The sequence below is a fragment of the Nitrospira sp. genome (genome assembly GCA_029194675.1).
Taxonomy (GTDB): Bacteria; Nitrospirota; Nitrospiria; order Nitrospirales; family Nitrospiraceae; genus Nitrospira_D.
The window spans coordinates 127,887-144,515 of sequence record JARFXP010000003.1 but is presented as its reverse complement, the minus strand read 5'-3'; the positions used below and the strand labels follow the sequence as shown (position 1 = coordinate 144,515).

The following is a 16,629-nucleotide window of genomic DNA, read 5'->3' as shown; positions in this document are numbered from 1 at the left end:
TGCTGGGTTAAACATTCCTGGTCGAACAACGCAAAACTCATAGCTCGATGCTCCGCTCTTCTTCTCCAAGAAAGTGGGGCCAGGTGATCCTGCGGCACACAGAACTGGCTGCTTACCGTTGCTTCCTTCCGGACCTGGCGGGGTTCACAGGGTTCTATTGCACAGGGCCCAGCCCCTATGTTCGATCTATCAGCCTGCTGAACAACTCGATTTGTGTGCTTCGACAGGCTGAGCACGAACGGAAAACCTCAGGATATTCAAGGACCGCTCCATTCATCCTTCGAGAGCCTTAGGGCGAACGGAGGGGTTTTCTGCAACCTGCTAGACCATCCAACACCGTCAACCCTTCAGGTATCTATCTGCCCGCAGAAATTACGATACACCGGTAAAAAGTGAGCGATACATACGAAGCGCGGTTTGGCGGAGAGGGTGGGATTCGAACCCACGGTCCCGTCGCCGGGACGCATGCTTTCCAAGCATGTCGATTCGTCCACTCTCGCACCTCTCCGCATCGAGAAGTAAAAAGGGGTGATATCTTAGCATGCGTGTTCATGACCGGCAAGCTGACGCATCGTCCCCTGTAGATGCAAGTTAAGTTGTCCGGTTTCTGTAGCACATGATCTGTCCGGTCTTTCTTCTCGAAGAATTACAGCCGCGCGCCGAAACTTTTTCGCGCACAATTGGCCTAGGATCAACGATCGGTCGGTTGTCCGATCCACGGGTCGGGCTGCGACGACCTGCGGGAGTCCCGTCCAGCTCGATCACCTGCCCATCCGACTGATACCGCGCCAAGCATCGGGGGCCATGGAACACCGCCAACGTGCCATCCGGATATGCATGGACCCGAACCGTGACCTTCACATCATGGAACCGATGCCGGTCGGGGGGAATCTGCACGCTCAGGCCCGGATAGCGCACGGTGTTGTCGTTGGCCACCACCCGTTCTTCTTGGACACAGAGCATATCGCCCAGGTTCGGGCCAATCCATGGGACGAAGGCCGTCCCCGCTTCAATGGCCGACCCCGCAAACCGCCGGGTGTAGGCCGGAAGAAACTGCTCGGCGAGATACCGGTTGGCCGCGGCCATCGTGGTGATCCCGACCAGGGCCAACTCTTTGGGCAGCCGATCTTGCAGGGGGCGGAAGACGCGTTCCGAGCGGCCCCGCGCTTCCGGCGAATAGGCCGGGATCAGAGTGATCCCCAATTGCCGCAAGGCACGATGCACCTGCGTGAGCCGCGTCTTATCGACCTTGCCTCCGGTCTCTTCCGTGTGCCAGTAATGCGTCCCACGATCCGTATAGAGGGAACTGAACAGGCCCTTCGCCTCAATGACCTCCCGCAGCCCCTGGAAGCTGCTCATCGTCCCTTCTTCCTCGACAAAGAAGGCGGAGTAGAGCTCGGTGGTCGCATCATCCAGGGTCGCAATGAGATCCCACTGACAGCCGGGCACCCACTCATGCCGGGAGCCGTCCTGGTGCAGCATCATCCCCGGCAAGGGGTTGCGCGGTCGCTTTTTGCGATGGGCCCCGCGTCGACGAGCACGGGTGACGTGGCCAGCCGCTTGTAACCGGTTCTTGGTCCACGTATAGGAGCGTGTGCCGCCGTGTTCCTGGTGCCAGCGCTCGTGGAAATGCTTCACCGTCCACCCCGTGTAGCGAGTCTCATACAAGGTCACCATCTGCACGACCTCATCCACCGGAGCTGCTCGAGCGGAGGCCCGATTCAGGCGCCGATCCGCTCACCCCGCCGCGCCTTCGGCTTCGTAGCGGGTAGTCCAGCGGCGAAACGTCCGTTTGACCCCGGTTGTCAATAGTGGACGCCATGAGTTGCAGTCTCACGCCGCCGGCAGCTGACGGGCCCACTGCTGGGCAAATGCCGCCGGGGAGCGATTCCCGAGCCGGGAGTGGCGCCGGTGCCGGTTAGAGAAGATCTCGATGTACTCCGTGATCTCACGCTGGGCCTGCTCTCGCGTGTCGTAGCGCCGGTGGTGCACCAGCTCATTCTTCAGCGTTCCCCAGAAACTCTCCATCGGTGCGTTGTCATAGCCGTGACCCTTCCGACTCATGGACGCAGTCATGCCCAACTGGCGCAATCGACCTTGCTACTTGTGGGCACAGTACTGTGAGCCGCGATCGGAGTGGTGGACGAGTCCCGGTCGCGGACGCTTCGCCCCTACGGCTTTGTCCAAGGCATGGCTCACCAAGTCCGTCGTCATCCGAGCGCCCATCGCATGCCCGACCACCTCACACGTGTACAGATCTTTGATCCCCGCTACATACACCCACCCTTCCCCCGTGGGGATATAGGTGATATCAGTGACCCAGGTCTCATTCGGACGCGTTGCGGTGAACGTTTGAGCCAGGAGATTGTCTGTGCTAGGCTCGAAAAAGTGGACGCCTTCAACCTATGATCTGAGGTCTGGAGGTGTGAGATGGAACGAGTTCCGCGACAGCAGTATACGAAGGAGTTCCGTGAGCAAGCGGTGCAGCTGGTCCTGGAACAGAAGTTGACGATTCCAGAGGTAGCAAGACGCCTGGCCATGTCGGGCAAGACGCTCGAGAACTGGGTGTGTCGAGCCCGGCGCGGTCAGCTCGCGACGCTGGGGGAGAGCCGACGGCCCGTGACAGAGCTGGAGGCCGAGGTCTCTCGGCTGAAGCGCGACCTGGCCGAGGCGCGGATGGAGCGCGACATCTTAAAAAAAGCCACCGCGTACTTTGCCAAGGCGCAGCTGCCCGGTACGCGCTCATGAGGACGCTGCGGCCCCAGTATCCCCTGAGTGTGTTGTGTCGGGTGCTGGAGGTGTCCCGAAGTGGGTACTATGCCTGGCGCACGCGCCGTCCCTCGAAGCGCGCTCAGGAGAACGCGCGCCTAGAAGTGGCGATCCAGGCCGCGCATGTGCGCACCCGGCAGACCTATGGGCCGGAACGTCTCCAAGCGGAATTGCGTGAGGATGGGTTCCCCGCTGGGGTCGGACGCATCAAACGGCTACGCAAGAAACTGAGACTACGTTGCAAACAGGTGCGCTGGTTCACGACCACGACGGATTCAAAGCACTCGCTGCCGGTGGCGGAGAATGTCTTGGCCCAAACGTTTGTCGCCACGCGCCCGAACGAGACCTGGGTCACCGACATCACGTATATCCCCACCGCAGAAGGGTGGTTGTATCTGGCGGGGATCAAAGATCTGTATACATGTGAGGTGGTTGGGCATGCGAGGGGGCGCGGATGACGACGGACTTGGTGCAGGGGGCGCTCAGGAACGCTCTCGACACCAAGCGCCCGGCCCCGGGGCTCATTCATCATTCTGATCGCGGCTCTCAATATTGTGCCCAGGACTATCAAGCGCAATTGCGGCAGTTCGGCCTGACCCCGTCTATGAGTCGGAAGGGCAACTGCTGCTATGATAACGCGCCGATGGAGAGTTTCTGGGGAACGCTCAAGAATGAGCTGGTGCACCACCGGCGGTATGAAACACGGGAGCAGGCTCGGCGAGAGATCACGGAGTACATCGGTTTCTTCTTCTATAACCGTCAGCGTCGGCATTCCAGGCTGGGAAATTGCTCGCCCGCGGTGTTTGCCCAGCAGTGGGCTCGTCAACAGCTGGCGGCGTGAGGCGGCAATTCATGGCGTCCACTATTGACAACCGGGGTCAGTCTGACCTCCTGTAGGACTGTCGCCCGTGTCATGGTGGCCCTCCCATGAATAGGGCCTCTGTCAACAGTCCACACGTAGCCCTGTTGAAATAGATTGACCGTTCACCTCCCCTGCGGGCTCGGTCGCCCAACCTTCCGGTTCAAAGACAGCCGCCCAATCTCCAGAACGAGGTGGAGACCTCAAGGCATATGCGGGCTCACGGTCTGTGCCTGTCCATCAGGGTGTACCAACCTGGCCCGACTGTCTCGTACACATGACACCTCATGCGGGCTGCAACCGGCGCGGGTCATAGGGCTGCTCGGATTTCAACACGCCGTACGCCGTGGTCAGCAGCTTGCGCGCCAAGGCCACGATCGCAATCTTCTTCCCCCGCCGCTTCGCAATCCGTGCATAGAACTGTTGGAGCGGCTTCACCCCCGCACTCTTCATGCGCACCACTGTATGGGCACACTGCAAGAGCATCCGCCGGACCTCACCCCCCATCCCGATTGATCCGTCCCACCTGCCGCACCGCGCCACTCTGATAAACCTAAAAACGGCAGTCAACGTGTCATGTCGGTGCAGCTTTGGAGGTCAAGAAGGTCGGAGGGCCCGCGGTTGAGAGCATGAAGGTGGCGAACGCGCGGGTGAGAATCGCCCGCAGGCGGTCGGCATCGGTCCATTGCTCCGCAGTGGCTTTGAGGGTCCTCAGAAAGCCCGCCACGTTGGGCAGCACAGCTTGGATGGCCGAGCGCTTGGCGTGCAAGCTGGTGATCGTGAGGCGCGTTTGTCCCGCGTGATGCGTGTGCGTAGCGACGCCATGCAGTAACAGCGGCCGGCTGGAGATCGCCTCGAAGTGCTTGTGTGGCTGGGCGAGCCGCACGAACAGCGTCCACCAGGTGTAGATCCGTGCCACCATCCGTGCCATGAGCCGGCAGCGCGCCAGGTCCTGCGTGGTCAAACCACCCCAGCCCCACTGATTCTTCAACTCATCGAAGTGATTTTCAGCATCGGCCCGCTCGCGATAGAGCTGGGCGAGGGCAAGGATCTCGTACCGGGTTGAGGTGACCAGCACGGCGTACTCGTACCGCTTGGTCGGCACGTCACTCTCAATGAAGGCAAGACGTTCCTGATCGTCATCCTTCTCGGTCATGAGCAGCTCGCCGGTGAGGGGTCGGCGCAACACCACCACGCGTCGTGCGCGACTCCACCCCGACAGCCTCAGCGTGTCCTCGACTCCTTCCCAGCTGTGTCCCGCCTCTTCCCACGCGGTGGAGCGGAAGAGTGTCTTGATGAGGGCCTTCACCTTGTTCGTGAGACGCAGCTTCGTGAGATACGGCTGGTCGCGGGTCTCGGCCTCACGCAGCACCCCCTCGTTGCCAAAAGCCACGTCCCCTCGCAGCACAGCGGGGCGCGCCGCCTTCGGCAAGGCATCCAGCCACGCCCAGATCCCGGGCATGTTGTGCAGCAGGGCTGACCCCGGTTGTCAATAGTGGACGCCATGAATTGCAGCCTCACGCCGCCAGCTGTTGACGGACCCATTGCTGGACAAACGCAGCGGGCGAGCGATTCCCGAGCCGAGAATGCCGCCGCTGACGGTTATAGAAGAGCTCGATGTACTCCGAGATCTCGCGCCGAGCCTGCTCACGGGTCTCGTAGCGACGATGATGCACCAGCTCATTCTTCAGCGTTCCCCAGAAACTCTCCATCGGCGCGTTGTCATAGCAATTCCCCTTCCGACTCATGGATGGGATCATGCCGAACTGCCTCAGCGTTGCTTGATACCCCTGGGCACAATATTGAGCCCCGCGATCGGAGTGATGAATGAGCCCCGGGGCTGGACGTTTGGTGTCGATGGCCTTCATCAGTGCATCCTGCACCAAGTCCGTCGTCATCCGGGCGTCCATCGCATGGCCGACCACCTCACAGGTGTAGAGATCCTTAACGCCAGCCAGATACAGCCATCCTTCCACGGTCGGCACATAGGTAATATCGGTGACCCAAGCCTCATTCGGTCGCCTGGTGGCAAAGGTCTGAGCCAACACGTTTTCCGCTACCGGCAGCGCATGCGTTGAATCCGTGGTTATTGTGAACCGGCGGACTTGTTGACAACGCAGTCCCAGTTTCTTGCGCAGTCGTTTGATACGCCCGACCCCAGCAGGGAACCCGTCGGCACGCAATTCTGCTTGGAGCCGCTCTGGGCCGTAGGTTTGCCGCGTGCGCACATGCGCGGCCTGGATCGCCACTTCCAGCCGCGCGTTCTCCTGGGCGCGCGTCGAGGGGCGGCGGGTGCACCAGGCATAGTACCCGCTTCGGGACACGTCGAGGACCCGGCACAACAGACGCAACGGATACTGGTGACGCAGCGTCCTCATGAGCGCGTACCGGGCAGCTGCGCCTTCGCAAAGTACGCGGTGGCTTTTTTTAGGATGTCACGCTCCATGCGTGCTTCAGCGAGATCGCGTTTGAGCCGAGACACCTCGGCCTCCAGCTCCGTCACGGGCCGTCGGCTCTCGCCCAGCGTCGCGAGCTGACCCTGCCGGGCTCGACACACCCAGCGCTCGAGGGTCTTGCCCGACATGGTGAGGCGTCTGGCTGCCTCCGGAATCGTCAACTTCTGTTCCAGGACCAGCTGCACCGCTTGCTCCCGAAACTCCTTCGTATACTGCTGTCGCGGAACTCGTTCCATCTCACACCTCCAGACCTCAGATCATAGGTTGAAGGCGTCCACTTTTTCGAGCCTAGCACAGGCCGTCTCATTCCCCGGTCGCACGTCCACCGCTCACGCGAGCCGCGTGGTGGCCATCACCGCGCTGTGATAGCTGTGCGAGGGGCGCCCTGGTTTCTTCGGGTTGTAGCCGACCACCGCCCCGTCCTGCTTGCCGTACAGGCACTTCACCGTTGTATCCAGGTCCAGAATCCACGGCGTAGTGAGTAACGGCTGCGTCGTCTTCGCCAGATGTCGGTTGAGCCAGACCACGCCCAACGACTCATCTATCCGGGCGAGTGCGCGTCGCACCGCATCCTCCGAAACCAGCTGCGCGACGCCCAGGAGCTCAGGGTGAATGCCGTCATGACGAATCGCTGTGATATGCGCATAGCGGTGGTGGCCACAGAGGATCGATAGCCGCAACGTCGCGAGCACGGCGCGCTTATCCGACGCATGGTTGCTCTGGTAGACCAGTGGGCAATCGGCCACCCACGCCTCAAATACGCCGCTCACCTTGAGAAATTCGATGAAGAAGGGCAACTGGCCAAGCGGCGTGACGGCCGCCGCTGGATCCCATTCGACGTGGATTCGCCCTCCGAAGGTATCAAGCGCGATCACCCCGTTCTGTCCTGCCAATGCCTTGCGTGTTGCCTCACCCATTCGGTGACTCCCTTTGCGCGAAGAACGATGCCCCCAATCCGCTTCCAGCAAGGCTATCCCGGAGCAGGCCGCTGCTTCAACTGCCGTTTCTAGGATAAATGGTGGGAGCCAAGGCCCCATAGTTGGCTACGGTCTTCTGGTCATCAAAGCGTCGCGCCTCATCCACCGCGCTCAGCACGACGCGGGACGCCAGCGGCCCGATGGCCGGCATGCTCTCCAGCAACGGACAGCGTCGATCCTCAATCGCCAGCAGCCGCTAGGTGAGTTGCTGCTCAGCGGTCACCAGCGTTGCGATGCTGGTCATGAAGGTCTCAAGGATCAGCCGCAACGGCGCACTCACCGGCAGCCGCACCAGCGCCCACAGGCCCCGCGTGGCCGGCTGCTCCCCCATCCACACCCGCTGCTTCCGCTCATTGACCGCATAACCCACCAGACTCTTGCCACTGACATCCAATCCGACGTACACCATACGCTGCCCCCGTTCGTTGGTGGTGATCGCTCACCGTGGACAGTTGGCCCATCAGGCCTCGACTGTCAACCGATTGAAAGGGGGCCCTATTCATGGAATCTCCTTGAGGGCGCACCCTAACCCAACTTCCGCAGTTGGGTCACCGCGGAGTCTTTTTTCGCCCGCTGCGTTCGGGCAACCCCGTGACAGCCCAATGGCCACCTACGTGAAACCACGATGTTGTGGCGGCCAACCCCATTGACCCCGGCCTGGCCTCTGGCGCATAAGGGCTCGCGATGTACCTGCGTCACATGACACGCCGCAAAGCTGGCCAGGTCCATACGTAGTGGCAACTGGTGCGGTCCGTGCGGATGGACTGCCGGGTTGTCCAGCAGACGGGGGCGCAGTTGGGTGAACGGGACGTGCAGGGCCGAGCGCGTGCGAAGGTGCTGGCTCAGGCGCTCATCGAGCGTGTCAGACAACCTAATCTGTTCACGCCGGCGGCCGCCTAGGACACAGGCATCCCGGTCCATTTGGATCGTGTGCGGCGGGAGTGGAGCCGCCGCTTCGGCGACGTGTGGTTGGGCTGGACACGGTGGCGCGCCGTGAGGCTCGAGACGATATTCTCGACGCTGCAGCCCGCAGGCCGTGAGGCGGCCCCCTGGGCGACCATGGCAGCCATCTTGGTCCTGGCCCGCCTGTGTGAACCGGCCGGTGAGTTGCACATTGCGGAGACCTGGTACCGGCAGACTGCGCTGGAGGATCTGCTGGGCGTGCCGGCGGACGTGGTCAATGACGACCGGCTCTATCGAGCCTTGGATCGCCTGCTGCCCCACAAGCGGGCGCTCGAGTCTCACCTGGTTGCCCGACTCCGGGAGCTCTGTTCGCGCTGGACTATGACCTGCTGCTCTCTGACGTGACGAGCACCTATTTCGAAGGGTACGCGGCCAATAATCCCCTCGCGCAACGAGGTGACAGCCGGGATCACCGACCGGACTGCAAGCAGGTGTGCCTCGCCTTGGTGGTCACGCGAGAAGGCGTGCCCCTGGGCTATGAGGTCTTCGCCGGTAACCGCCCCGACGTGACGACGGTCGAAGAGATCGTGGGGACGATGGAAGCCCGCTATGGGCTCGCGCAGCGGATCTGGTGATGGATCGGGGCATGACCAGTGAGGAGAATCTCGCATGGCTGCGGGCCAGTGGCCGCCGGTATCTGCTCGGCACGCCGAAGAGCGAATCACGCAAATGGACACGTGCGCTGAGCGACAAGCGAGACTGGACGACGGTGCGCGAGGGGATGACCGCGAACACCTGCCTTGGCCCCATGGGAACCGAGACGTTCCTGTTGGTCCGGTCGGTTGAACGGCGTGAGACGGAGCAGGCGATGCACAGGCGCTTCGGGCAGCGCATTGAGGGCGGGGTAGTACGCTTGGCCCGACGACTCAGCCAGGCGCGCCATCCCCTGGACCGAGGCCCTATCGAGCGGCAGATCGGCCGGCTCCTGGCGCACAATGCCCGCACCGCCGGACGGTACGTGATCGACGTGGTGGCAGACCCGACCACTGCGGCGGGCCTTCGGGTGACGTGGACCGTCCAGCCGGAGTGGGACGACTGGGCTCGCGTCAGCGAAGGCTGCGACGTGCGGCGCACCACCATGCCGGACTGGAGTCCGGAGGACTTGTGGCGCACCTATGTCCAACCCGCCGACGCCGAAGCCGCCTTCCGGATTTAGAAAAGCGACCCGGCCCTGCGCCCCATCTGGCATCAACGCGCTGACCGAGTCCAGGCTCACATCCTGGTCTGCTTCTTGGCCTATGTGCTGTGGAAGACTCTGGAACAGTGGCAGCAGCGGGCCAGCCTGGACCACAGCCCGCGGACCATCTTGGAGGAATTGCGGACCATTCAGAGCACCGATGTGGTGTTGCCAACGACCGATGAGCGGGAGGTCCGGCTGCGCTGCGTCGTGCGGCCGGATCGGGCTCAGGCCGCCTTGCTCGACCGGTTGGGCCTGGACTTGCTACACCGCTTGCGGATGACCTCGTCGGTCGCGGCAGCAGTCCCCGTGTAGTGCCGACTTTTGGCGAAACCCGTTGAAATCCCTGACTCTGACCTCACGAACTGCGGAAGGTGGGCTAACCCGGACAGATCATGTGCTAACTACACAAGGCAATTCTGTGACCTGGACAGAACGAAGGATTTCGTTTACACTTCTGAGTGTCATTGGGACGTATCTGGCTGGAGGAGCTTGTACAGGAGTTGAAACAAAAGAGGTCATCTATGAGAGCAACGGCGAAGGTTGTCGGATTCATGATGTTGGCTCTGGTCGCAACAGGTTGTAGCACGACACGCCAACAGAGCGCAGGCGCCGACGATAGGGAGTACACTCCCCCAACAAGCATTTACAACATTCTGGACAGCACCGCACTGGTCTACTCAGACCCGGCGGCTGGATCGCCCATCAACGATCACCCTCTTCGTTGGTTCACATTCGCCTCACATCCGATTGGCCAAGCGCTCGATTATGGGATCAATCGTCCGATCTATATGCTGGCTAGCGGATTCGCATATCTATCCGGCTACACGGCTGAAGACAATATGGTGAACGCACAACGCCGGTAGTACACCCAGTCCTTCTGCCTGATTGTCCACCAGGATCTCCTCCGGGATGCCACCGAACCATTCGAAGCTTCGGATCAGCCCGTCATAGGTGTGCTCCGCGTCCTCGCTGTCCGTGCACCAGAAGTGGAACCGCCGCGAGAAGCCCAGCGTATTGACGATGAAGTGGACGGTGGTCTCGACGCCGGCAATCAGCGTGCGGTGCTCGCCCCACTCGCTGTGCACCTGCCGGCCCGGGGCCGTTTCGAACCGCATCGTCGCCCGCCGAACGCGCCCGCTCGTTTGGGCCGGATATCGTCCCGCAGAATCGAGAGCCGGCCCGTCTACCCCTTGGCCTGCAGGTCCCGGAAAATCACCATCGGGTTCCAGACGTCCTCGGCCAGGAGTCGGTCGATGTCGGCTCGGTATGGATCCAACCGACTGCCTCGCCGACTCGGTCGCAGGGCTGGCGCCCCACCCCGGGTCAAGGCCCGGCGTACCGTCCGCAGGTGCACTCCGACCTGGTTGGTGATGTCACAGAGATAGAGCCCCCGTTGGGCCAATGCTTGAATCACCGTGAAGTCCTCCTTTCGCAGCATGCGTCCCTCCTCTGTCGTTGTGAGCAGTGAAGGGACATTGTCGTCGGTCTTCAGGGGACTTTCAGTTCGGTGATTTGGCGACTTATACCATCGGCGCTGACAGCGACGGCAGTGGGCATGACGCTGTCCCGGTCGCGGCGCCCGATCGAACCGGCGGCGGATCATCCCTGGCGCAAGCGATGGCGGTCGGAACGAGGACCACACCCGGCAGCAGCCGAAACATAAAACCTGACATTTCTATTTGGGCTTGACAGGGTACGGTCCTCTTCTCCGGCTACACGCGAGAGTGGAAGAGACCGAGATTGGTTCCGACCTCATGAAGAGCGGGGACTCGCATGGCATCGGCATTGCGTCAGTGTCACCCTGTGGGTGACACTGACGCCAAGGAGGAGCGCGATGCCTGAGCTGCTGCCATCTGAACAACTTCCCTTCGAGATTGATGACCGGTTTGATCCCCGCCTCGTCACCGCGCATACGGGCGTGCCGCTGGTGATCGAGCTGTTTCGCCAGGTCGGTGCCGCGCAGGTCGTCAATGCCCAGGTCCGCCTCAAACAGCGGCAGCGCGGCTTGACCTCCACGCAATTGGTGGAGACGCTGATCGCGTTGTGGACGGCGGGCGGGGACCGCTGCCAGGGCCTCAAGACGCTGCGAGTGGATGTCGCCTTGACGACGTTGCTGGGCTACGAGTTGCCCGCGGCCACGACGGTACGGGATCTCTTGGAGACCTTTCATGTGGAGGAGCCCCCGTTGTGGCGCATCGGCGAGAAGACGGCCATCCCTGAGGAGTCCGCGCCCTGGCGGGTGTCGGGACCGCGAACCGGCGCGTCCTGGCCGTTGTGCAGCTGGCGGCCCCGCAACGAACCGCCACACTGGACGTGGATGCGACGATCCTGGAAGCACACAAGCACACGGCGACCATGACGTACGAGAGCACACGAGGCTATCAACCCGTCATCGCGGTCTGGGCTGAGCAGGACGTCATTGTGCACGATGAATCCCGGGATGGGAATATGCCAGCCGGCTGTGGCAACGTGCGTGTCGTGGAGCGGGCCCTCGCCGCCTTGCCGCCCGGGATCACACAGACCTTCGTCCGGGGTGACAGCGCGTTGTATGAGCAGGATGTGCTCGCCTGGTGTGAGAAGCCGGCGCGGGGGATCTGCTATGCCATCAGTGCCGATATGAGTCCACAACTGCGAGCCGAGATCGGGCGGCTCCCGGAGCACGTCTGGCAGCCGGAGCGTGACGAGCCCGACGCGATCCACGAGTGGGCCGAGGTCCCGTATGTGCCCGAGGACGGCGACCATCGGAAGGATCGGCCTTGTGTCCGTCGTTATCTAGCCGTGCGGGTCCGCAAGCGGCAGGGTGAAACATTTCGCGATCGTGACGAACCGAGAGGGAGACGACCTGACGCTGATCCGCTGGCATCGGGAGAAAGCTGGCATCGTCGAACACGCCCATCATGTCCTGAAGAATGAGTTGGCGGCCGCGGCGCTCCCCAGCTAGAAGTTCGGCGTCTGGTTCCGGCTCAACATCCTGACCTACAACCTGCTCAGTGCGTTGAAGCGTCTGGCCTTACCCAGAGATTTGTCGGAGGCTCGGCCCAAGCGGCTACGGTTTCTGGTGTTCAACTGTCAAGGGGCACCCAAATGTGCCCAGTTATGGTCATCGAAAATTCCCCACACTGGGGTTACGTCGTCGTTGAAGCCTCCTCCATTCGCACGAGTCCGGCTTTGAGTTTGTCCTTGAGTCGGTACGAATGTCCGCGGATATTGATGGTGATGGCGTGGTGCAGGACCCGATCCAGGATCGCCGTCGCGAGCACGCGGTCGCCAAACACCTCCCCCCAGGCGCCGAAATTCTGATGACTGGTCAGAATCATCGGCCCCTTCTCGTAGCGGCGTGAGATGAGTTGGAAAAACACGTTCGCCCCCGTGCGGTCCATCGGCCAATAGCCAATCGCATCGATGATCAGGAGGCGCGGAATGGTGTAGAACTTCAGCTTGTCCTCCAGCCGATTCTCTAGCTGCGCGCGAGTCAGCAGGGCAATCATCGCGGCCGCCGTCGTAAATAACACGCGATAGCCCTGCGCAATGGCTTTGAGCCCGACCCCAATCGCCAGATGGCTTTTGCCCACGCCGGGTGGCCCGAGGATCACGACATTCTCGCCGTGCTCAATGCAGTGACACGTCGCCACCTGCTGGAGCTGCTTCTTATCCAGCGAGGGTTGATAGGCGAAATCGAAGGCCTCCAGGCTCTTCACGAACGGAACGCGGGCGAGACTGGTCCGCATCGTGATGTTCTTCTCCGCTTTTGCGGCGACTTCTTCGCCCAGGACCTGATCCAGGAAGTCGGCATACGAGAGCTCCTTCGTCGCCGCCTCCTGTAAGAGGGCGTCGAGCCGTTCGCGGCTCTGCAAGAGCCGCAGCGGCGTCAGCTGTTCACGGAGCCGGTCCAGTGGCGCGGCGTTCATGGCTGCACCTCGTGCGCCGCGGCGCTCCCACACAGCGCCTCGTAGCAGGCCAGATCCCGGCTCTCGACCTCGGGCAGCGACCCAGCACGTGGGCCCGGCTCGTGTATGGTCGAGCGCCGCTGGCGCGGGAGCCGCGCGATGGCGCCGGGGCCATGCTCCGGCAGGATGCCAAATTGGTGGTGGCCTGAGAGTACGGGATGCGTCGCCACCTCGCGATCGCGAGAGAAGATAGGCACCCGCTCGCCCCGTCGCTGCACCTCCACCCGCTGCCCGATGAAGCGGAACGGGACGGAATAGCGGTTCGTGTCCAGACTCACCAGATAGTCGTCGGCCACGATCCGGGAGACACGGGCTTCCTGCTGAAAACTCTGCTGACCCGCCAGGGGGACGAGCTGCTCGCGTTCTCGTTCGAACCGCACGATCGGTTGCTCATGCGTCGTGCCATGCAGGCGCTGATCGGCGCTCGTCGCGGTCCATTCATCGAGTTGGGTCTGGAAGTCCACCACATCGATGAACGTCCGTCCCGGTAGGAAATTCCGCTTCAGATACTTCACGCCCGATTCGACCTGGCCCTTCGTCTGTGCCCGATAGGGCCGACACACACGGGGTTCGAAGCCCCAGTCGTCGGCAAAGGCGTTGAATGTGGGGTTCCAGATCCGTCGTCCCGTCTCATCCGCGTAGCACACGGTCCGCGGCCGGTCATACAGATGTTCCCGCGTGTGGCCGCCGAAATGCGCAAAGGCCCGTTCATGGGCTTCCAGAAATTGCGCCAGTCGCTCATCGGCACAGGCGTGATAGACCCCACGGCGGCTGAAGCCCAATGTGAGCACGAACACGTGGATCACGACGGGGCCCGCACGAAAGGGCACGGTGGCTTGGCCCCAATCAATCTGACTCTGCTGGCCGGGCGGCGTCTCAAACCGGAGCAACGCCCGGTCCGCTTGCAGCTGGACTTCGCGCAGCGGCGCGACGAACCGCTTCACCGTCTCATAACTGCCAGGGGAGCCGTGATGCGCCCGCAGTGCCTGATAGAGAATCCGCGCCGAGTACCCGACCTGCGGCGCCCGGGCCCGCACACAGTCGGCATGAGCCGTCAGCAAGATCGCTGCCACCACGGCCCGCTGGTAGGGCTGCCATGTCGGCTGCCGCAGACTGCGGCGGACCGTCTTGCGATCCAAGTCCACGCGCCGCCCGATCTCCGAAATAGAGACTCGTGCTTCGTCAAACAACCGTCGGATCTCTGCCCACCGTGCCTCATCCACCATGCATGCCTCCCCAGCGGGATCCACCTGGGGCCGCATGATCGTTGTCTCGTTGGTCTCGTCAAGCTCCATCTCCCTCCTCCTTCTTAATAAGGGTGGGGAGAATTCACTGACCGCATCTGGGGATTATTGCATGACCGCTGACAGTCAACACGGTCGGGAAGGTCATTCAGCATGCGCGGCGCACACTCTTACGTCTCACGACGGCTGCGCAGCAGGCCATCTTGGCCCTGGCACGTAGCAACATCCTGGCGCTCCGCCCTACTTAGTCGGAGAATAGGGGGACGATGCGTCAGTGTGCTAGGCTCGAAAAAGTGGACGCCTTCAACCTATGATCTGAGGTCTGGAGGTGTGAGATGGAACGAGTTCCGCGACAGCAGTATACGAAGGAGTTCCGTGAGCAAGCGGTGCAGCTGGTCCTGGAACAGAAGTTGACGATTCCAGAGGTAGCAAGACGCCTGGCCATGTCGGGCAAGACGCTCGAGAACTGGGTGTGTCGAGCCCGGCGCGGTCAGCTCGCGACGCTGGGGGAGAGCCGACGGCCCGTGACAGAGCTGGAGGCCGAGGTCTCTCGGCTGAAGCGCGACCTGGCCGAGGCGCGGATGGAGCGCGACATCTTAAAAAAAGCCACCGCGTACTTTGCCAAGGCGCAGCTGCCCGGTACGCGCTCATGAGGACGCTGCGGCCCCAGTATCCCCTGAGTGTGTTGTGTCGGGTGCTGGAGGTGTCCCGAAGTGGGTACTATGCCTGGCGCACGCGCCGTCCCTCGAAGCGCGCTCAGGAGAACGCGCGCCTAGAAGTGGCGATCCAGGCCGCGCATGTGCGCACCCGGCAGACCTATGGGCCGGAACGTCTCCAAGCGGAATTGCGTGAGGATGGGTTCCCCGCTGGGGTCGGACGCATCAAACGGCTACGCAAGAAACTGAGACTACGTTGCAAACAGGTGCGCTGGTTCACGACCACGACGGATTCAAAGCACTCGCTGCCGGTGGCGGAGAATGTCTTGGCCCAAACGTTTGTCGCCACGCGCCCGAACGAGACCTGGGTCACCGACATCACGTATATCCCCACCGCAGAAGGGTGGTTGTATCTGGCGGGGATCAAAGATCTGTATACATGTGAGGTGGTTGGGCATGCGATGGGGGCGCGGATGACGACGGACTTGGTGCAGGGGGCGCTCAGGAACGCTCTCGACACCAAGCGCCCGGCCCCGGGGCTCATTCATCATTCTGATCGCGGCTCTCAATATTGTGCCCAGGACTATCAAGCGCAATTGCGGCAGTTCGGCCTGACCCCGTCTATGAGTCGGAAGGGCAACTGCTATGATAACGCGCCGATGGAGAGTTTCTGGGAACGCTCAAGAATGAGCTGGTGCACCACCGGCGGTATGAAACACGGGAGCAGGCTCGGCGAGAGATCACGGAGTACATCGAGCTCTTCTATAACTCTTGGTCCACGTATAGGAGCGTGTGCCGCCGTGTTCCTGGTGCCAGCGCTCGTGGAAATGCTTCACCGTCCACCCCGTGTAGCGAGTCTCATACAAGGTCACCATCTGCACGACCTCATCCACCGGAGCTGCTCGAGCGGAGGCCCGATTCAGGCGCCGATCCGCTCACCCCGCCGCGCCTTCGGCTTCGTAGCGGGTAGTCCAGCGGCGAAACGTCCGTTTGACCCCGGTTGTCAATAGTGGACGCCATGAGTTGCAGTCTCACGCCGCCGGCAGCTGACGGGCCCACTGCTGGGCAAATGCCGCCGGGGAGCGATTCCCGAGCCGGGAGTGGCGCCGGTGCCGGTTAGAGAAGATCTCGATGTACTCCGTGATCTCACGCTGGGCCTGCTCTCGCGTGTCGTAGCGCCGGTGGTGCACCAGCTCATTCTTCAGCGTTCCCCAGAAACTCTCCATCGGTGCGTTGTCATAGCCGTGACCCTTCCGACTCATGGACGCAGTCATGCCCAACTGGCGCAATCGACCTTGCTACTTGTGGGCACAGTACTGTGAGCCGCGATCGGAGTGGTGGACGAGTCCCGGTCGCGGACGCTTCGCCCCTACGGCTTTGTCCAAGGCATGGCTCACCAAGTCCGTCGTCATCCGAGCGCCCATCGCATGCCCGACCACCTCACACGTGTACAGATCTTTGATCCCCGCTACATACACCCACCCTTCCCCCGTGGGGATATAGGTGATATCAGTGACCCAGGTCTCATTCGGACGCGTTGCGGTGAACGTTTGAGCCAGGAGATTGTCTGTGCTAGGC

General features: G+C 62.1%; 18 protein-coding genes, 1 tRNA gene, 1 other RNA gene and 4 pseudogenes. 9 read left to right on the top strand and 15 right to left on the bottom strand.

The window, feature by feature from the left end:
- Window positions 1–74 precede the first annotated feature (74 nt).
- The 4 genes and pseudogenes from ffs to P0120_15665 form a co-directional block, all read right to left on the bottom strand.
- Window positions 75–174, bottom strand: an RNA gene (gene ffs / locus P0120_15680) — signal recognition particle sRNA small type.
- Window positions 175–418: 244 nt separating this feature from the next.
- Window positions 419–508, bottom strand: a tRNA-Ser gene (locus P0120_15675).
- Window positions 509–591: 83 nt separating this feature from the next.
- The gene (locus P0120_15670) at window positions 592–1,725 is read right to left on the bottom strand and encodes an ISNCY family transposase (protein MDF0675753.1); all 1,134 of its coding nucleotides are present in this window, start codon (window positions 1,723–1,725) and stop codon (window positions 592–594) included.
- A 108-nt stretch (window positions 1,726–1,833) separates the two neighbouring features.
- Window positions 1,834–2,367: pseudogene (locus P0120_15665) on the bottom strand (IS3 family transposase).
- A gap of 63 nt (window positions 2,368–2,430) precedes the next feature.
- Between P0120_15665 and P0120_15660 the strand changes: the two are divergent.
- Window positions 2,431–3,610, top strand: a pseudogene (locus P0120_15660) (IS3 family transposase).
- Window positions 3,611–3,913: 303 nt separating this feature from the next.
- On the opposite strand, the gene P0120_15655 reads toward P0120_15660, so the two are convergent.
- From P0120_15655 to P0120_15630, 6 genes are all read right to left on the bottom strand, one after another.
- Window positions 3,914–4,114: a hypothetical protein gene (locus P0120_15655; GenBank protein ID MDF0675752.1), complete on the bottom strand. Its 201-nt coding sequence runs from the start codon at window positions 4,112–4,114 to the stop codon at window positions 3,914–3,916.
- Window positions 4,115–4,202: 88 nt separating this feature from the next.
- The gene (locus P0120_15650) at window positions 4,203–5,090 is read right to left on the bottom strand and encodes a transposase (protein ID MDF0675751.1); all 888 of its coding nucleotides are present in this window, start codon (window positions 5,088–5,090) and stop codon (window positions 4,203–4,205) included.
- Window positions 5,091–5,145: 55 nt separating this feature from the next.
- Window positions 5,146–6,320, bottom strand: a protein-coding gene (locus P0120_15645; GenBank protein ID MDF0675750.1) for an IS3 family transposase whose coding sequence is annotated in 2 segments (ribosomal slippage) — window positions 5,146–6,044 and window positions 6,044–6,320 — 1,176 coding nt in all. Because the reading frame shifts where the segments join, the coding sequence is not laid out codon by codon here.
- A gap of 93 nt (window positions 6,321–6,413) precedes the next feature.
- Window positions 6,414–7,001, bottom strand: coding sequence for a hypothetical protein (locus P0120_15640; GenBank protein MDF0675749.1), 588 nt, complete (start codon window positions 6,999–7,001; stop codon window positions 6,414–6,416).
- A gap of 76 nt (window positions 7,002–7,077) precedes the next feature.
- Window positions 7,078–7,224: a transposase gene (locus P0120_15635; protein ID MDF0675748.1), complete on the bottom strand. Its 147-nt coding sequence runs from the start codon at window positions 7,222–7,224 to the stop codon at window positions 7,078–7,080.
- 33 nt (window positions 7,225–7,257) lie between these two features.
- Window positions 7,258–7,470, bottom strand: a complete 213-nt coding sequence (locus P0120_15630) for a hypothetical protein (GenBank protein MDF0675747.1) — start codon at window positions 7,468–7,470, stop codon at window positions 7,258–7,260.
- A gap of 335 nt (window positions 7,471–7,805) precedes the next feature.
- Between P0120_15630 and P0120_15625 the strand changes: the two genes are divergently transcribed.
- From P0120_15625 to P0120_15605, 5 genes are all read left to right on the top strand, one after another.
- The gene (locus P0120_15625) at window positions 7,806–7,961 is read left to right on the top strand and encodes a hypothetical protein (GenBank protein ID MDF0675746.1); all 156 of its coding nucleotides are present in this window, start codon (window positions 7,806–7,808) and stop codon (window positions 7,959–7,961) included.
- A gap of 93 nt (window positions 7,962–8,054) precedes the next feature.
- Window positions 8,055–8,369: a hypothetical protein gene (locus P0120_15620; protein ID MDF0675745.1), complete on the top strand. Its 315-nt coding sequence runs from the start codon at window positions 8,055–8,057 to the stop codon at window positions 8,367–8,369.
- Window positions 8,366–8,599: a hypothetical protein gene (locus P0120_15615; GenBank protein ID MDF0675744.1), complete on the top strand. Its 234-nt coding sequence runs from the start codon at window positions 8,366–8,368 to the stop codon at window positions 8,597–8,599. The genes P0120_15620 and P0120_15615 overlap by 4 nt, the downstream gene beginning before the upstream one ends.
- Window positions 8,600–8,610: 11 nt before the next feature.
- A complete protein-coding gene (locus P0120_15610; protein ID MDF0675743.1) occupies window positions 8,611–9,180 on the top strand; it encodes a hypothetical protein in 570 nt (189 codons plus the stop codon).
- A 75-nt stretch (window positions 9,181–9,255) separates the two neighbouring features.
- Entirely contained in the window at window positions 9,256–9,516 is a 261-nt protein-coding gene (locus tag P0120_15605) for a hypothetical protein (GenBank protein MDF0675742.1), read from the top strand.
- Window positions 9,517–10,016: 500 nt separating this feature from the next.
- Here the strand turns inward: P0120_15605 and P0120_15600 are convergent, their stop codons facing one another.
- The gene (locus P0120_15600; protein MDF0675741.1) at window positions 10,017–10,319 is read right to left on the bottom strand and encodes a DDE-type integrase/transposase/recombinase; all 303 of its coding nucleotides are present in this window, start codon (window positions 10,317–10,319) and stop codon (window positions 10,017–10,019) included.
- 68 nt (window positions 10,320–10,387) lie between these two features.
- Window positions 10,388–10,642, bottom strand: coding sequence for a hypothetical protein (locus P0120_15595; GenBank protein ID MDF0675740.1), 255 nt, complete (start codon window positions 10,640–10,642; stop codon window positions 10,388–10,390).
- A gap of 396 nt (window positions 10,643–11,038) precedes the next feature.
- Here P0120_15595 and P0120_15590 point away from each other — a divergent pair, with 396 nt between their 5' ends.
- Window positions 11,039–11,563: a hypothetical protein gene (locus P0120_15590; protein ID MDF0675739.1), complete on the top strand. Its 525-nt coding sequence runs from the start codon at window positions 11,039–11,041 to the stop codon at window positions 11,561–11,563.
- On the top strand, window positions 11,518–12,117 hold the full coding sequence (locus P0120_15585) for a transposase (protein ID MDF0675738.1): 600 nt from the start codon (window positions 11,518–11,520) through the stop codon (window positions 12,115–12,117). Before P0120_15590 ends, P0120_15585 begins: the two co-directional genes overlap by 46 nt.
- A 212-nt stretch (window positions 12,118–12,329) precedes the next feature.
- Here the strand turns inward: P0120_15585 and istB are convergent, their stop codons facing one another.
- On the bottom strand, window positions 12,330–13,112 hold the full coding sequence (gene istB / locus P0120_15580; protein ID MDF0675737.1) for an IS21-like element helper ATPase IstB: 783 nt from the start codon (window positions 13,110–13,112) through the stop codon (window positions 12,330–12,332).
- Complete coding sequence (gene istA / locus P0120_15575) at window positions 13,109–14,446, bottom strand: IS21 family transposase (GenBank protein MDF0675736.1); 1,338 nt, start codon at window positions 14,444–14,446, stop codon at window positions 13,109–13,111. Before istA ends, istB begins: the two co-directional genes overlap by 4 nt.
- Window positions 14,447–14,730: 284 nt before the next feature.
- On the opposite strand from istA, the pseudogene P0120_15570 reads away from it, so the two are divergent.
- A pseudogene (locus tag P0120_15570) lies at window positions 14,731–15,820 on the top strand (IS3 family transposase).
- 262 nt (window positions 15,821–16,082) lie between these two features.
- Here P0120_15570 and P0120_15565 read toward each other — a convergent pair.
- Window positions 16,083–16,616 (bottom strand): annotated as a pseudogene (locus P0120_15565) (IS3 family transposase).
- Between the last annotated feature and the right edge of the window lie 13 nt (window positions 16,617–16,629).

Excerpts from the sequence above, each read along its gene's own strand:
- P0120_15595 (MDF0675740.1), bottom strand. The coding sequence starts at position 10,642 with ATGCTGCGAAAGGAGGACTTCACGGTGATTCAAGCATTGGCCCAACGG.
- istA (MDF0675736.1), bottom strand. The coding sequence starts at position 14,446 with ATGGAGCTTGACGAGACCAACGAGACAACGATCATGCGGCCCCAGGTG.
- P0120_15590 (MDF0675739.1), top strand. The coding sequence starts at position 11,039 with ATGCCTGAGCTGCTGCCATCTGAACAACTTCCCTTCGAGATTGATGAC.
- P0120_15655 (MDF0675752.1), bottom strand. The coding sequence starts at position 4,114 with ATGCTCTTGCAGTGTGCCCATACAGTGGTGCGCATGAAGAGTGCGGGG.
- P0120_15650 (MDF0675751.1), bottom strand. The coding sequence starts at position 5,090 with ATGCCCGGGATCTGGGCGTGGCTGGATGCCTTGCCGAAGGCGGCGCGC.
- P0120_15600 (MDF0675741.1), bottom strand. The coding sequence starts at position 10,319 with ATGCGGTTCGAAACGGCCCCGGGCCGGCAGGTGCACAGCGAGTGGGGC.
- P0120_15610 (MDF0675743.1), top strand. The coding sequence starts at position 8,611 with ATGACCAGTGAGGAGAATCTCGCATGGCTGCGGGCCAGTGGCCGCCGG.
- istB (MDF0675737.1), bottom strand. The coding sequence starts at position 13,112 with ATGAACGCCGCGCCACTGGACCGGCTCCGTGAACAGCTGACGCCGCTG.
- P0120_15640 (MDF0675749.1), bottom strand. The coding sequence starts at position 7,001 with ATGGGTGAGGCAACACGCAAGGCATTGGCAGGACAGAACGGGGTGATC.
- P0120_15630 (MDF0675747.1), bottom strand. The coding sequence starts at position 7,470 with ATGGTGTACGTCGGATTGGATGTCAGTGGCAAGAGTCTGGTGGGTTAT.